This window comes from Enterococcus sp. FSL R5-0957, from assembly GCF_038008005.1.
Lineage (GTDB): Bacteria > Bacillota > Bacilli > Lactobacillales > Enterococcaceae > Enterococcus_B > Enterococcus_B faecium.
The window spans coordinates 328,216-343,238 of the sequence record NZ_JBBOYG010000001.1; the positions used below are offsets into that span (position 1 = coordinate 328,216).

At 34.8% G+C, this 15,023-nt stretch carries 12 protein-coding genes; 11 read left to right on the forward strand and 1 reads right to left on the reverse strand.

The window, feature by feature from the left end; all coding sequences use genetic code 11:
• Window positions 1-86: 86 nt before the first annotated feature.
• The 3 genes from sstT to truA all read left to right on the forward strand — a co-directional run bounded on the left by sstT (window position 87) and on the right by truA (window position 3,026).
• Window positions 87-1,307 (forward strand): serine/threonine transporter SstT, encoded by a 1,221-nt coding sequence (sstT, locus tag MKX69_RS01610; RefSeq protein ID WP_341008526.1) that lies wholly within the window; start codon window positions 87-89, stop codon window positions 1,305-1,307.
• A gap of 151 nt (window positions 1,308-1,458) precedes the next feature.
• Window positions 1,459-2,094 carry a DUF998 domain-containing protein gene (locus MKX69_RS01615; protein WP_341008528.1) on the forward strand — a complete coding sequence of 212 codons (636 nt, stop codon included), beginning with the start codon at window positions 1,459-1,461 and terminating at the stop codon, window positions 2,092-2,094.
• Between the two features lie 191 nt (window positions 2,095-2,285).
• Complete coding sequence (gene truA, locus MKX69_RS01620) at window positions 2,286-3,026, forward strand: tRNA pseudouridine(38-40) synthase TruA (RefSeq protein WP_341008529.1); 741 nt, start codon at window positions 2,286-2,288, stop codon at window positions 3,024-3,026.
• A gap of 144 nt (window positions 3,027-3,170) precedes the next feature.
• Here the strand turns inward: truA and MKX69_RS01625 are convergent, their stop codons facing one another.
• On the reverse strand, window positions 3,171-4,808 hold the full coding sequence (locus MKX69_RS01625) for a membrane protein (protein ID WP_002297448.1): 1,638 nt from the start codon (window positions 4,806-4,808) through the stop codon (window positions 3,171-3,173).
• 145 nt (window positions 4,809-4,953) lie between these two features.
• Between MKX69_RS01625 and MKX69_RS01630 the strand changes: the two genes are divergently transcribed.
• The 8 genes from MKX69_RS01630 to MKX69_RS01665 all read left to right on the forward strand — a co-directional run bounded on the left by MKX69_RS01630 (window position 4,954) and on the right by MKX69_RS01665 (window position 15,010).
• Window positions 4,954-6,642: a hypothetical protein gene (locus MKX69_RS01630; RefSeq protein ID WP_341008532.1), complete on the forward strand. Its 1,689-nt coding sequence runs from the start codon at window positions 4,954-4,956 to the stop codon at window positions 6,640-6,642.
• Window positions 6,629-8,263, forward strand: a complete 1,635-nt coding sequence (locus tag MKX69_RS01635) for a 6-pyruvoyl-tetrahydropterin synthase-related protein (protein ID WP_341008534.1) — start codon at window positions 6,629-6,631, stop codon at window positions 8,261-8,263. The genes MKX69_RS01630 and MKX69_RS01635 overlap by 14 nt, the downstream gene beginning before the upstream one ends.
• Window positions 8,264-8,437: 174 nt before the next feature.
• Complete coding sequence (gene msrA, locus MKX69_RS01640) at window positions 8,438-9,271, forward strand: peptide-methionine (S)-S-oxide reductase MsrA (protein WP_002338584.1); 834 nt, start codon at window positions 8,438-8,440, stop codon at window positions 9,269-9,271.
• A 113-nt stretch (window positions 9,272-9,384) separates the two neighbouring features.
• The gene (locus tag MKX69_RS01645; RefSeq protein ID WP_180812902.1) at window positions 9,385-10,341 is read left to right on the forward strand and encodes an aldo/keto reductase; all 957 of its coding nucleotides are present in this window, start codon (window positions 9,385-9,387) and stop codon (window positions 10,339-10,341) included.
• A gap of 288 nt (window positions 10,342-10,629) precedes the next feature.
• Window positions 10,630-11,328, forward strand: a complete 699-nt coding sequence (locus tag MKX69_RS01650) for a FadR/GntR family transcriptional regulator (protein ID WP_002287585.1) — start codon at window positions 10,630-10,632, stop codon at window positions 11,326-11,328.
• Between the two features lie 149 nt (window positions 11,329-11,477).
• A complete protein-coding gene (locus MKX69_RS01655; protein WP_002307860.1) occupies window positions 11,478-12,794 on the forward strand; it encodes a PTS sugar transporter subunit IIC in 1,317 nt (438 codons plus the stop codon).
• 16 nt (window positions 12,795-12,810) lie between these two features.
• Window positions 12,811-14,226: a glycoside hydrolase family 1 protein gene (locus MKX69_RS01660; RefSeq protein ID WP_114635023.1), complete on the forward strand. Its 1,416-nt coding sequence runs from the start codon at window positions 12,811-12,813 to the stop codon at window positions 14,224-14,226.
• Window positions 14,227-14,689: 463 nt separating this feature from the next.
• Window positions 14,690-15,010 (forward strand): PTS sugar transporter subunit IIB, encoded by a 321-nt coding sequence (locus MKX69_RS01665; protein ID WP_002287582.1) that lies wholly within the window; start codon window positions 14,690-14,692, stop codon window positions 15,008-15,010.
• Window positions 15,011-15,023: the final 13 nt, after the last annotated feature.

A 15,023-nucleotide genomic window follows, 5' to 3' on the forward strand; every position in this document is an offset into this window, starting at 1 on the left:
TTATATCTTTAGTTTCTTTGCATAAAATGATACAATGATTGTTAAAATTGTGAAAGGGTGGTCATTTGTTAGAGAAGTTTTTGAATATGTCGTTAGTTCAACGTATTGTTGTTGGTATTTTAGTCGGAATATTGTTTGGTATCTTTTTCCCCACATGGACATTTATTTCAATATTGGGAACGTTGTTTGTCAGTTGCTTGAAGGCAATCGCACCTATTCTGGTTTTTTTCTTGACGATGGCGTCAATTGCCAAGCACAAAATTGGGAATAAGACATTCGTGAAGCCTATTTTGATCTTATATTTAGTGGGAACATTGCTTTCTGCACTTGTAGCAGTTATTGTAAGTTCAATTTTTACTGTTCCTATTACTTTACAAGAAACAGTATCTGAAAAAGCACCGCAAAGTTTGGAAAGTGTTTTATCTACTATGTTGACGAATGTCACACAAAATCCTGTTCAATCTCTTATTGATGCGAATTACCTTGGCGTCTTATTCTGGGCTGTATTGTTGGGACTAGCTTTTCGAGCACGTTCAGAATCGACAAAAGAGTTGGTGGATCAGATATCTATAGCGTTGTCACAAGTCGTACAAGTGATTATTGCATTTGCTCCGATAGGGATTTTAGGATTGGTTTATCAATCAATTGCTACGACTGGAATCGCTGGATTGGCAGAGTATCTGCAGCTTTTACTTGTTTTGATCGGTACGATGCTGTTTGTCGCATTAGTTGTGTACCCATTCCTCACGTTTTTGTTTATTAAAGAAAATCCCTATCCATTGATTTTCTTTTGTTTGAAAGAAAGCGCACTTCCCGCTTTCTTTACCCGAAGTTCTGCCGCAAATATCCCGATAAACATGATGTTGGCTGAAAGATTGAAATTGACAAAAGAGTCTTATTCCATATCGATCCCGTTAGGTGCTACGATCAATATGGGCGGTGCCGCGATTACCATTTCCTTGATGACGTTGACTGCTGTACATTCTTTAGGGATTGAAGCACCATTTGTTTTGAAAGTCCTTTTATGTATTTTGTCTGCTTTAGCTGCTTGTGGAGCTTCAGGCGTTGCGGGCGGTTCACTGTTATTGATTCCATTAGCTTGTAGTTTGTTTGGTATCTCTAATGATGTCGCGATGCAAATCGTCGGTATTGGATTTATTATCGGTGTTATCCAGGATTCAATGGAAACTGCCTTAAATTCGTCAAGTGATCTGTTGTTTACTGCAATAGGAGAGCTAGGCGCGCGTAAAAGAAGTGGAGAAAAAATCAAATTGAAAGACCGATTAGACGGATTAAATGAACGTTGAACATTAGATATTTAGGGATGAACCTTAAGACGCTTCAAGTTTTTAATGAGTTATATAGATGTTCCTGTAGAATAGAGGTTTCTGTTAAATCAAGATAAAGTCGTTTATAATAACAATTAAAAGCATAGGTAATTGTTATTGGAGGCGTATCATGGATTTTTTACGTAAATTTGGTTTTTTCTTTTTATTATTAGGCGTGCTGAGTGATTTTTTGACTCCGTACGTATTAGGATTGTATTATCCTGAATTAGATCAAATGAAGAGCGTGATCAGTGTATTTGGAGAGGTTTCCAGTCCTGTAAGAAAAGCGTTTCTTATTTGGTCTGTGGTTTCAGGGATCTTTTTCATCCTGTCATTGCCTGCATTGTATGCTGCATTTGTAAGTACATCTCGTGTGTTAGCTACCCTAGTTACAGCAGCCATCGCGTTCTATGGTATAGGTGATTGTATCTTTACAGGTTTGTTCAGTATCAATACCCATGAATCTTCGTGGAATGTCTCGACATGGGTCCATAATATCGGATCAGGTTTAGGTTACAGTGGTTTTTTATTGTTTCCAGTTCTTCTTTTATTGATCTATCGAAAAAATGGGCAAATGGACGTAAGCCACATATACCTTGGACTGTCTGTGATCAGTTTGCTTTTTGCGGCGATTTATGGTCTGGCAAGAATTCCTTCTATAAATTCTTGGCCATTACTGAATAAAATAGGATTTTGCCAAAGAATCAGTTTTTTCTTTAATTATGTGCCCATTGCCTGGTTGAGTATCTTGCATCTCAAACAGTAAAACTTGAGCCGTCAAATTGAACAGTCAGCGGATACTTCATCCGGTGGCTGTTTTTTTGTTTTTCTGAAATATATATTTCCACAGTTTTCTTGTATAGCTTCTGTCTTAGAGAAGCAAGGAGCTATATTTTATGCTACAATCTTAAAAAGGTAGTGAGAAGACCAAATGGAAGACAGAGGAGCCACTAAAATATGAGAAACATCAAGTTGACAATCGAATATGACGGAAAAAGATATTCAGGCTGGCAAAGACTTGGAGATGACGATAAAACCATTCAAGGAAAAATCGAAAAAGTATTGCATCAGATGACAAATGAAGAGATAGAAATTATTGGATCAGGAAGAACAGATGCTGGCACCCATGCGCGAGGACAAGTAGCAAATTTCAAAACAAACACAGAAATTGGACTGGCAGAAATGATCGACTTTATGAATCGTTACCTTCCGCGGGATATTGTCATCAAAAGAATCGAAGAAATGCCTGAGCGCTTCCATTCAAGATATAATGCGGTGGGCAAAAAATACAGCTATTATGTTTGGAACAACGTGATTCCTTCAGCATTTGAGCGAAACCACAACTTTTATTTCCCTCAAGAGTTGGATATGGACAAGCTGAATGCAGCTTGCGAAAAATTAGTGGGTACACATGATTTCATTGGTTTTTCTGCATTGAAAAAATCAAAAAAATCCACAGTGCGTACGATTGATGAATTATCTATCGAACGAAAGGGAGAAATGCTTCATTTTACTTTTGTCGGAGACGGATTCTTATATAAAATGGTGCGGATTATCATGGGGACATTACTAGAAATCGGCACAGGTGCCATGCCGATAGAAACAATCGATGAAATATTTGAAAGCAAAGTGCGGCAACATGCAGGAGAAACCGTCCCTGCACAAGGTCTGTTTTTGGATGAAGTTTATTATCGATAAAAATACTTTGATAATGGATGAAACGCATGTTTCACAGTATAAATATCGATGTTAAATAATGTATGAAGCAAATTAAAGAAATATAAAAAAAGACTTTTTAGCCTGTTTATGTGTACAGCTAAAAAGTCTTTCTTAAATAAAAATCTAGTGAGAATGTTGTACTTCTCTTCTCGGTTGTTTTTGTTTAGAAAAAGTAAATCGATAAAGTAAAAATAAAATCAAAGTAACGATAGATAAATATCTTGAAGCAATTGCTAGTTTTGTGTACTGATAAGTAATAACGACTTTATTTATACCTGGAGGAATAGTTAATTCAGTTGTGCCAAACTTAGATAATTTTGTTTGTACTAGTTTGCCATTAATAGAAGCCACTTGCCCTTTATAACGATAAATAGGTGTCGTCAAGACAGTATTTTTATTATTCGAATTATCTAATTCAATTGTAAGTTTGTTACTCATAAAATGAGTTGTTGGATTTATTTCCTGGTTACCTAGTAAATATTGATCATTATTAATCATATCAGGATGATAGATTGACTCTTTGTTTGCATAATCAGTATGATTGTAATTTTCAGCTATAGCAACAGCGTCTTCAGGTGCTATAAGTGTTAATGAATCTTTGTTAGCATGGATAGAATTACTTACTCCTGAGAGATGCAATATTAGTGCAAGAAACGTAAAGACCATTATTTTCCATGAATTATTTTTAGTAGAAAAAATATAATAGATCACTATACTCATCGTATAGGCTATAAATAAAGAAGAAAAACCATTTAACCGCCAGACAAATTGTAGACTCTTAACTGGTGTATGGTTAAAAAGTTGCCAAGGAAATAAATTGGTTGAACAAAAAAGAACAAATACACCAAGAAAGAAAATAAATAAATCATCAGCAGTTAATTTTTTTATAAAAATAAAAGCACCAATCAATCCGAGAAATAAGAATAATCCAATAGTATAGTTGTTATAGTTATTATTTAAAATATGTGTCAGCATATCACTAGGAGCCATACCACTTAATTCTTTTCCCAGTGGGACTTTTAATTCTTGTGCTCTAGATTGTTGAATAAAAGGAATTAAGAATCCCGCACTTAAAAAAAAGGTGAGGGCGGTAGCTTTTAAAAGACTTAAGAGTCTAGCGATTTTTTGGTCCCAAAAATAAAAAGAAAGAAACAACGTTCCTCCAATAAATACAGAAACCATAGCGACAGAAAGTAAATGAGTATACACTACTAGCGTCATGCCAATAGACAACCAGTACCATTTTTGGTAATCTCTAATATAAATTTCGTAACACCCCATTAGTATCAAAGGCAAAAATGTTAAAGCGACAGCTTCTCCCAATGAAGCACGATGGAATATGTCAATGGCACGATAGGCGGAAAATGTATAAATAATCGAAAATAACAGCGAAATATAACGATTGTTTTTTATTTGTTTCATAGAAAAATAAGAAACGACCATTGTTAAAAAAGTGATAAAAAAATAGTAGATATTATAACCTAAAACAAGATTTCCCATCATTTTATAAAATAAAAAAGCTGGATAAAGAGTAAGCCATGGATAAAAAATATTCATCATTGTTCCATGATGATCGAAGTTATTGAAGTTTACTGGAGAACTCCATACATTATCTAGTCCTATGATTCGAGATAAATGAAAGTAAGTATCCTGATTGACACTATGATAGATTCCCTTAGACATGAATAGAGGGATGACGTAAGCAAAACTTAGAAATAACATAAAAATGATATCTATTATTTGGTTTTTGTTTTTTTTCATTTTTTTCTCCTATTTAAAAGTAATAAAAATTGATTCTTTTCTAGTATATCATACTAGTGCTATGAAAAATTTAACGCAAAGCTTATTAAAAAAAGACAATTCTAGTATACTTAAAATAGAATTAAAAAAGGAGAACAACAAATCTATGAAAATAAGTAAAAAAGCATTTCTTTTAGTAGTTCTTATCTTACTTAGTACTTTATATTCAGTAAATTTTATGAGAAATGCTCAAGAAATTTATACAACTGGTGATTTATCTTTTCATCTTTCACGAATCAAAGGGTTATCTTCTATTTTTGAAGGGCCAATCAACTATACAACATTTAACAATTATGGAGATGGACTGAACTATTTTTATCCTTTTCTTACAATAATTCCTGCAGTCGTTTTTTATGGAATTTCAAATAACTTAATATTAAGTTATGTTCTATATATTTGGTTATTAAATATTTGTACGATTCTGATTAGTTTTTATTATGGAGAAAAGTTTTTTAAAAAGATAGATGCTGCTTTTTTATTTAGTTGTTTATATACTTTTGCAACTTATCGAACAGTTGATATCTATTATCGATCCGCAATTGCAGAAGCAATCGCTCTTACGATTATCCCAGCTGTTTTATATTATGCTTATGGATTGATATTCAATAGAGAAAAAAAAGTCATCGCTTTATCTGTCAGTATAAGTCTACTTGTGTATACTCATGTCTTAACTACACTATTGTGTAGTGCATTGATTGCTTGTATGATTATAGTTCGTTTGTTTTTAAGCAAGCAAATAAAAAACGATATAAAATTTGTGGTCGTGAATTTAGTAAAGGCTGTTTTTTTGACTTGTGCATTAACTAGCTATTTTTGGTATCCTATGTTGCAGCAGATGAATTATCAAGAAATACACAGTCCCTTCAAAACAGATTTGCAGCTAGAAGCACTTTCTATTTCAGATAGTATCATTCAAGCGTTAAATAACGATATTACAACATACACTATGGGGTTATTAGGATTGGTTGCGTTGATTTTTCCTTTATTCATACTGAAAGAAATGGAGAAAAAAGAAAAAATCATCTATGTTGGCGTAGTTTCTACATGGGTATGCGTAACTAATTTATTTCCATGGTTTTTGTTTCAAAAAACACCGATAAGCTTGCTCCAGTTTCCTTGGCGTATCTTAGGTATCCAAATCTTTTTTTCTTCAATGATCATAACGCTTGTTTTTATGAAAAAGACTATGAATAAAAAATATTCATGGTTAATCATTGGCGCTACTGTGGTGTTTCTACTCGTCACGTCTATAGCAGCAAAAGAAAATTACGCAAAAGTTATCCAATCAAAACACGGTCATATTGTTATCAATGAAGAAACACTCCCACGTTATACAACATCAGATATGGGAGGATTATACGATTACGCCCCAACAGAAGCGATAAAAGAAAGGTCTCACTTAGAAAAACATGAAGTAAAAGTAGGAGAATCGTGGGAAAAAGGGAAGTATAAAGCTGCAGATAATAACATTACTTACACAGTGGCAAGCAACAAAAAGCAAAAAGTGACAGTACCAGTATATGCTTATTTAGGTACACAGGTAAAAGTAAACGGTAAAGTCGTAAATGACTCTTATAAAAAACATGGCTTAGTGAATGTGGATGTAAATGCTGGAGAAAATAAGATAGAAATTACAACAAAATATACTCCAACTGCTCTCATGGCTTTATGGATCAGTATTCTGACTTATTGTTTAGTGGTGTATTCAAGTTTTAAACGATTTGCACCTAATAAGTTGAAAGATTCTCGATATGTGACTAAAAAGGAGATAAACAAGAAGAATGAAAATAAATAAAAAAGTAGTAATATTGAGTGGATTAATTATAGTTAGTAGTATATATTCTTTCATCTTTTTCAAAAATACACAGAGTATTTATACCACTGGAGATCTTTCTTTTCACTTATCTCGAATCAAGGGGTTATCGACTATTTTTACCAGTCCGATTAATTATGAGACATTCAATTATACTGGATATGGTGTAAATTATTTTTATCCCTTTCTGACTTTTTTTCCAGCTGTAATGTTATATTGGATGACAAAAAATTTGATTGTAAGCTATATTATTTACGTTTGGTTATTGAACTTGTGTACAACACTCGTAGCTTATCATTATGGCGAGCGGTTTTTAAAACAAAAAAAAGCGGCATTTTTATTTAGTTGTCTCTATATTTTCTCTGCTTATCGGACAGTAGACATCTACTATCGTTCCGCAATTGCCGAAGCTATCGCAATAACACTTGTTATCCCTGTATTATTTTATGCTTATCAAATCATCTCTGGAAAAGAAGAAAAGTATCCGTCTGTAAAGCTAGCATTGAGTATGAGTTTGCTAGTGTACAGCCATGTACTATCAACATTAATGAGTACAGCATTAATTATCATTTTTATTTTTATTCGTTTGGTTTCTAAAGGTTTCAAGAATGCAGATTTTATTGCTATATTTAAAAAATTATTTAGTGCGGCAGGAATGACATTGGTTCTGACGAGTGCTTTTTGGTATCCGATGTTTGAACAAATGCTCTACCAAAAAATCAACAAACCTAGCGTGACAAATTTATATGCTCATGCATCTAATGTGTTCGATAGTCTGACTGAAGCTATGAACAACGACTTAACTACTTACTCAATGGGACTAGTTGGTCTGTTATCTTTATGTATTCCCCTGATTTTATTTAAAAAATTAACAAACATAGAAAAAAAGATTTATTATGGTACGTGTTTGACTTGGCTAGCTACAACTAGTTTGGTGCCATGGTATCTTCTGCAAAATACGCCAGCCAAATTGTTACAATTTCCTTGGCGGATCTTAAGCTTGCAAATAATATTCTCTTCTCTGATATTAACGATGATATTTTTCAAAAATAGAAGATACAATAAGACAAGAGAACTATTTTATTTATTTATGACTGTTTTGTTATTAATCACTTTAACTGTTTCTAGTAAAAAAAATTTCAATCAAAAAATAATTTCTCAGCCGGGACATATTGTTGTAAACAAAGAAACAGTAGAGACGTATACCACTAAAGGAATGGATTATTTTTTATATGATTATTCTCCTATCGCTTCATTGGAGAATAAGGAGCATATAATAAAACACGAAGCAAAGATTGGCAGTCAATGGGTAAACCTTCCTTATAAAACAACTGGTAGTTCTATCATATATAGAGTAACTAATGAGAAGAGCCAAGTAATCACACTTCCTGTATATGCTTATTTAGGAACGAATGTAGAAATAAATCATCAACCTGTAAAGGAGCAGGTGAATGCTAATGGATTGGTACAAATAAGCGGAGTCAAAGGAGTTGCTGATATTAAAGTAAGCACAAATTATACAGTAACGACTATTATTTCTTATCTTGTTACATTAACTGCATATTTATGTTTATTTTTTAAAATAGTTTTCCATAAAAGGTAAATTAACTTTTCATTTATAAAATAAATTGATTAAAAAGGAGAATCTGTCGATAAGGATTCTCTCTTTTTTATACGAAAAATCTGTAGGGGGATGAAGTAATCGCTTATTTCCTCACTTTATGATAAATTACAGCTAAAGTCACTAGCTTGTCTTCTTCGGAAAGGAGGAGAATCTATGGATGAGGAACAAATATTCATTCAAACACTTTATAATCTGATTTTGAATCCGAATACACGAGATTGGGAACGAAAAGTATTGATTCAGACAAAGAATGACACAAGAGAAAATATATCCGTTAAAGAACAGTTATCAAAACTAGAAGCAACACTACGTCCATTAGCTATCCGAATGAATCTGACGCCTGATGTAATGGACTTTTATTTATTGATTACGGAAGGATTTGATAAGGAGCAAAAATATGACTTTTCCAAGCATGCCATGCAAGATGCTGACTATCAAGAACGTGCAGTATTTGCAGGGGGATGTTTCTGGTGTATGGTCGAGCCGTTTGAATCGAAAAAAGGGATCCTATCTGTTTTGTCAGGATACACGGGCGGACATGTTGAAAAACCAAATTATGATCAAGTAAGTGGTGGTTACACAGGTCATGTGGAAGCTGTGGAGATCATTTATGACACAAGAGAAATAAGTTATAGCGAGTTGCTGACAATCTATTGGCAAATTACTGATCCCACAGATACATTTGGACAATTTCAAGATAGAGGGAAGCAATATCGTCCAGTGATTTTTTATCAAGACGAACGACAAAAAGAATTAGCGGAACAATCAAAACAGAAACTAGACAGTTCAGGAACTTTCCACCAACCAATCGTCACAAAAATCGAACCAGCCGGTACGTTTTGGCCAGCAGAAAACTATCATCAGCAATTTTACAAAAAACAACCGAAACGTTATAAAAAAATCCAGCAAGCACGTAATCAATTTCTGATCTATCAACGAGTAAAAAACAAATGGCAAAAAAATATACGAAAAAATCATTTTGAGTAACTCCTTTTCTTTAAAATGTAGTAAACTAAAAATAGAAAACAAGAAAGCGTTTTAAAAAGATTTGATGAGGAGGAGAAAAATTGTATATTGCAGATAGTGCACGTTATGAAAAAATGGAATATCGTAAATCCGGTCATTCAGGTTTGAAATTACCGATTTTATCTCTCGGATTATGGCAAAATTTTGGTGATTATGATCCTATCCATAATCAAAGAGAGATTTTAAGAGGCGCATTCGACATGGGAATTACCCATTTCGACCTTGCGAATAATTATGGAGGCTCTGCTGGAGCTGCAGAGAAAAACTTTGGGCGTATTTTTAGAGAAGATTTTCAAGCCTACCGTGATGAACTGATTATTTCTAGCAAAGCAGGTTATCATATGTGGGAAGGGCCATATGGGGAATGGGGCTCTCGTAAATCCATCATTTCAAGTTGTGACCAAAGTCTCCAAAGAATGGGGCTAGATTATGTTGACATCTTCTATCATCATCGCCCAGACCCTGATACACCTTTGGAAGAAACAGCAGAAGCTTTGATGCAACTTGTAAGACAAGGAAAAGCATTATATATTGGTATATCCAACTATAATGGAGAAGATACAAAAAAAATGACTGAAATTTTAAAAAGAAAGGAAGCACCGTTCATTATTCATCAGATGCGCTACAATATGTTTTCTCGTGCACTACTAGAAGACGATCTATCTCCAGTATTAGAAGAAGAAGGGCTAGGGGCAATCACGTTCAGTCCGCTTGCTCAAGGGTTGCTGACAAATCGTTATCTACATGGTATTCCTGAAGATTCTAGAGCACATCGTAAGGAAATACCATTCCTTTCAGAAGAACAAGTTGGATCAACTCTGGAAAAAATCAAAGCACTGCAAACAATCGCCGTATCACGAGGACAATCATTAGCGCAAATGGCCCTTGCATGGAATTTGCGACAAAAATCTGTTACAAGTGTACTGGTCGGAGCAAGTCGGTTAAGTCAGTTACAAGAAAGTGTTCGAATGATGGATAATTTAGATTTCTCACCAGAAGAAGAATTGAGAATCGACCAAATTCTAGAATAGAAACGATGTAATCAAACTTTTTATCCATATATTAAAAAAAACAAAAGATGACATCAAGAATCGAATGAAGATCGTCTGTTATTGAACATCATATTTTTTGTCGTTCAAAATAAAAATGATCGAAGGCTAGGAGTGAATTTTATCCTAGTCTTTTTTATGGTAAATATCTTCTTCGTTTGTATGTCTATGAACGGATTAATCAATTTTGTATACAAAAAATCATCAGATGATTCAAACGTGTTATAATAATTACGAAAAAATACATCAGATGAAAAGGAGGTATGTGGTTTGGAAGAAAATAAAACCCTAGTAGAAGTAACTACTGACAAGATCCTTAGATATTTAAAGGAAATGCAGTTGCAAGTAGGAGATAAACTGCCGAATGAATATGAATTGTCCGATTATTTAGAGGTGGGGCGAAGCACGGTGCGAGAAGCTGTGCGGGCTCTAGCTTCCAGGAATATCCTTGAAGTTCGGCAAGGAGCGGGGACATTTGTCAGTGATAAGCGAGGGATTGCCAATGACCCACTCGGTTTTTCTTTGATTGAAGACCAGGATCGGATGATACGAGACTTATTTGAACTGAGATATTTATTGGAGCCTAAGATGGCAGGTTTGGCAGCGGAATATGCAACGAAGAATCAAATCGTCCAAATGAAAAAATTAACGCAAAAGATTGAAACTTCTTTTCGAGAAGGCACACAAGAACATGTTCAATTAGACATCGATTTTCATACGATGATTGCAGAAGCTAGCGGAAACGTAGCCTTGCTGCATATTATCCCAATCATTAATGAATCAATTGCTTTGTTTAATAAAAATTATGATATCCAGCATCTGAAAATCGAGACGATCGATATTCATACAGAGATCGTTCAGGCCATCGAAAGGCGGAACGCACTTGCTGCGTTTGACGCAATGACTGTCCATATGGCAATAAATCGGAGAGAATTACAGAAAATAATAGGAGAAAAAGAAACTAATTGACAGTTCATCTGATGTATTTTATGATAAATACATCAGATGAATTTTTGTTTTATATTTGGTAAAAAAGAGGAGTAAATAGTTTCTGTTCATCGAAATGTAAACGCTGACTAATAGTCAAAAAGAGATGACGTCAAGGAGAAGAAGCAGGAATGAGGGGATCTGGAATGAGTTTTATGGATAAATTAGCCAATGTTTTAGGGAACGTGGCAACGAGAATCAATAATTTAAGGTATATCATGGTGATAAAAAACGCATTTGCTGCATTGATTCCGGTAATTATTACGGGTGCTTTTGGCACATTGTTTTCAGCAATGGTCTTTGACTCGGAAAATGGCTTAGCACAGATAAGTTTCTTGCGTTTTTTAGAAGAATTAAAGCCTATCGCATCTGCCATCAGCTATGTCACACTAAGTTTCTTGACCATCTATGCTGTTTTTCTGATAGGGATCGAATTAGCCAAGCTGAATAAAGTGGATGGTGTATTCCCTGGTATCATCGCAGTGATGTCTTATTTATCTGTTAATCCAACTGTTTATGAATTAGTGAATGAAAATCAGACTGTTATAGTAGAAAACGTATTGGCTAAACAATATACAGACACGAAAGGGTTATTTTTGGGAATGTTGGTCTCCATCCTTTCTATTGAACTTTATTGCTGGTTGAGGAAACAGAAGAAACTACAGCTGAGAATGCCTGATACCGTGCCAACGAATGTTTCTGCTAGTTTTTCTGCTTTATTCCCGACGATTCTGACTGTATCGGGTATCGCGGCTGCGGGATTTATCATCAAAGAACTTACAGGAATGTACCTTTATGATATCATTTACAATGTCGTACAACGCCCATTAGAAGGTGTCGTACAAGGGTTACCGGGTATTTTGCTATTGATGTTTATTGCGCAAGTCTTTTGGGTGATTGGTATCCATGGAAATCAAATGGTGAAGCCGATACGGGAACCGTTGCTTTTAGCGGCAATTGCTGTAAATACGGAAGCTTTTGAAGCTGGAAAAGAAGTACCTAACATTATTACTATGCCATTTTGGGATATGTATATGAGTATGGGCGGGTCTGGAGTCACGATCGGTTTACTGATTGCAGTATTGTTAGTTGGAAAACGGGAAGATATGAAACAAATCACCAAGTTATCCCTTGCTCCTGGGATCTTCAACATCAATGAACCAGTTATTTTTGGTATGCCGATCATGCTGAATCCAATTTTAGCTATTCCGTTTATCTTAACGCCTCTTATCACCGGAACGATTGGTTATTTTGCAACCGCTTTAGGATTTGCGGCGAAAGCAGTTGTAATGGTCCCTTGGCCGATGCCGCCGATCGTCAATGCTTATCTGGCAACAGCAGGAAATATCGGTGCAGTTATTACGCAACTTGTTTGTATTATTGTTTCTATTTTGATCTATCTGCCATTCGTAAAAGTAGCAAATCGTGTGGAAAATGATGGGGTCTAAAAAACAGGAGGAAATCATGAAAATTACTATTCCAAAAAATTTTATTCTTGGTGCTGCATCTTCTGCTTGGCAAACGGAAGGTTGGAAAGGAAAAAAAGAAGGACAGGATTCGTTTATAGATAGCTGGTATAAAAATGAACATTTTGTTTGGCATAATGGGTATGGCCCAGCCGTAGCAACTAATTTTATGGAACAATACCAGCAGGATGTGGATCTGATGAAATCCATCCATCTGACACATTATCGGACTTCTATCAATTGGGCTCGTTTTTTTACTGATTATGAGAACTGTATAGTAGATGAAGAATATGCTCAGCATATAAGTGAAATGATCGACTCTTTGATCGAAGCAGACGTAGAACCGATGATTTGTTTGGAACATTATGAAGTCCCAGCTTTTCTTTTGGAAAAATATGATGGCTGGTCTTCAAGAAAAGTAGTTGATTTTTATGCTAAGTATGCTCAAATTGCCTTTGATCGTTACGGTGATAGGGTAAAAAACTGGTTTACATTCAACGAACCAATCGTTCCCCAAACGCGTTGCTATTTGGATGCTGTTCGCTGGCCGCATGAACAAAACACAAAAAAGTGGATGATGTGGAATTATCATAAAGTTTTAGCAACGGCTAAAGCAGTAGAGATTTACCGCAGCGGAAATTATGGTGGAAGGATTGGCTGTATTTTAAATCCTGAAATGGTCTATGCTCGATCCAATTCTCCAGAAGACCAAAAAGCTGCTTATATGTATGATTTGTTTTATAATCGAGTATCTTTTGATCCGATGGTAAAAGGGTATTACACAGAAGAGTTCCTGGAGTTGTGTCAAAAACAATCGATTTATTTCGATCCTGCAACAGAGGATTTAGAAACGATTCAGCATCATACAGTAGATTTCCTTGGAATCAATCAATATTATCCTAAACGCGTTCGCGCTCCTCGTTATCAATGGAATGAAGAGACACCTTTCCATCCAGAACGATATTATGAAGTCTTTGATTTACCTGGGAAGAAAATGAATAATTCCAGGGGATGGGAAATCTATCCGAAAATCATGTATGATATAGCCATGTATCTAAAAGAAAATTATCATAATATCCCTTGGCTGATAACAGAAAACGGTATGGGAAGAGAACATGAAGAACGGTATATGGATGAGAAAGAAATCGTGCAAGATGATTACCGTATCGAATTTATCGGACAGCATTTGCGTTATTTGATCAAAGCAACAGAAGAAGGCGCAAATTGCGAAGGCTATATGTTATGGGCATTCACTGACTGTGTGTCACCAATGAATGCATTTAAGAATCGATATGGATTAGTTCGAATCGAATTGAACGATGAACGAAGCAGAACATTGAAAAAATCTGCTTCGTGGTATCAGACTTTGATTGATAAGAGAGAATTGGATTTGCCTGACGAAATCTATAAATAAATAGAAGTTTTTTGTAGACGTTCATTGTATTTACTGGTTATTTGAAATAAAAGAGGTTGTGAATCCAGCGTTTTGAGCTAATACCCAGGGTCAGCTGATTGAACACCGTTTATTGAGAGGTTGTGAAAAAGCTGTCCTGCAACAAGTAATAAGAACAGCAAAGTAAAAACAACATCTTATGTTTTTAACTTGGTTGGACTTATTACCGCAGATGCAAGCTTTTGAATACCGTTTATTCGAAAAAAGTTGTGACAAGTTTTGTGTCACAACTTTTTTTGTGCACGTTAAAAGAAAAAAGGTAATAAAAATTAATTTGTGTGTTTAGTGTGCGCTTTCTTTTTTAGTGTGTATGCAACTTGGTATAGACCTTAAATGTGATGATATCAACTTTTTAAAGCGCTTTTAAAGTTGGCACGCTACTTGCTTATATACAAGTGTAAGTATAGAAAGGAACGTGTTTAAAATGGAAAAGAAAACAATCATGCTTGTATGTTCAGCTGGAATGAGTACAAGTCTCCTAGTCACAAAAATGCAAAAGGCAGCAGAAGCAAAAGGAATGGAAGCAGACATCTTTGCTGTATCTGCTTCAGATGCGGATAATCAACTAGAATCTAAAAATGTAGACGTTTTACTTTTAGGACCGCAAGTACGCTTTATGCAAAATCAATTTGCTGAAAAGCTAGCACCTAAAGGCATTCCTTTAGATGTAATCAATATGGCTGACTATGGCATGATGAATGGTGAAAAAGTACTCGACCAAGCAGAAAAACTAATAAACAAATAATAAAAATTATCGG

Coding starts and splice junctions, on each gene's coding strand:
- MKX69_RS01660 (WP_114635023.1), top strand. CDS start 12,811: ATGAAAATTACTATTCCAAAAAATTTTATTCTTGGTGCTGCATCTTCT.
- MKX69_RS01615 (WP_341008528.1), top strand. CDS start 1,459: ATGGATTTTTTACGTAAATTTGGTTTTTTCTTTTTATTATTAGGCGTG.
- msrA (WP_002338584.1), top strand. CDS start 8,438: ATGGATGAGGAACAAATATTCATTCAAACACTTTATAATCTGATTTTG.
- MKX69_RS01665 (WP_002287582.1), top strand. CDS start 14,690: ATGGAAAAGAAAACAATCATGCTTGTATGTTCAGCTGGAATGAGTACA.
- MKX69_RS01625 (WP_002297448.1), bottom strand. CDS start 4,808: ATGAAAAAAAACAAAAACCAAATAATAGATATCATTTTTATGTTATTT.
- truA (WP_341008529.1), top strand. CDS start 2,286: ATGAGAAACATCAAGTTGACAATCGAATATGACGGAAAAAGATATTCA.
- MKX69_RS01655 (WP_002307860.1), top strand. CDS start 11,478: ATGAGGGGATCTGGAATGAGTTTTATGGATAAATTAGCCAATGTTTTA.
- MKX69_RS01635 (WP_341008534.1), top strand. CDS start 6,629: ATGAAAATAAATAAAAAAGTAGTAATATTGAGTGGATTAATTATAGTT.
- sstT (WP_341008526.1), top strand. CDS start 87: ATGTCGTTAGTTCAACGTATTGTTGTTGGTATTTTAGTCGGAATATTG.
- MKX69_RS01630 (WP_341008532.1), top strand. CDS start 4,954: ATGAAAATAAGTAAAAAAGCATTTCTTTTAGTAGTTCTTATCTTACTT.
- MKX69_RS01645 (WP_180812902.1), top strand. CDS start 9,385: ATGGAATATCGTAAATCCGGTCATTCAGGTTTGAAATTACCGATTTTA.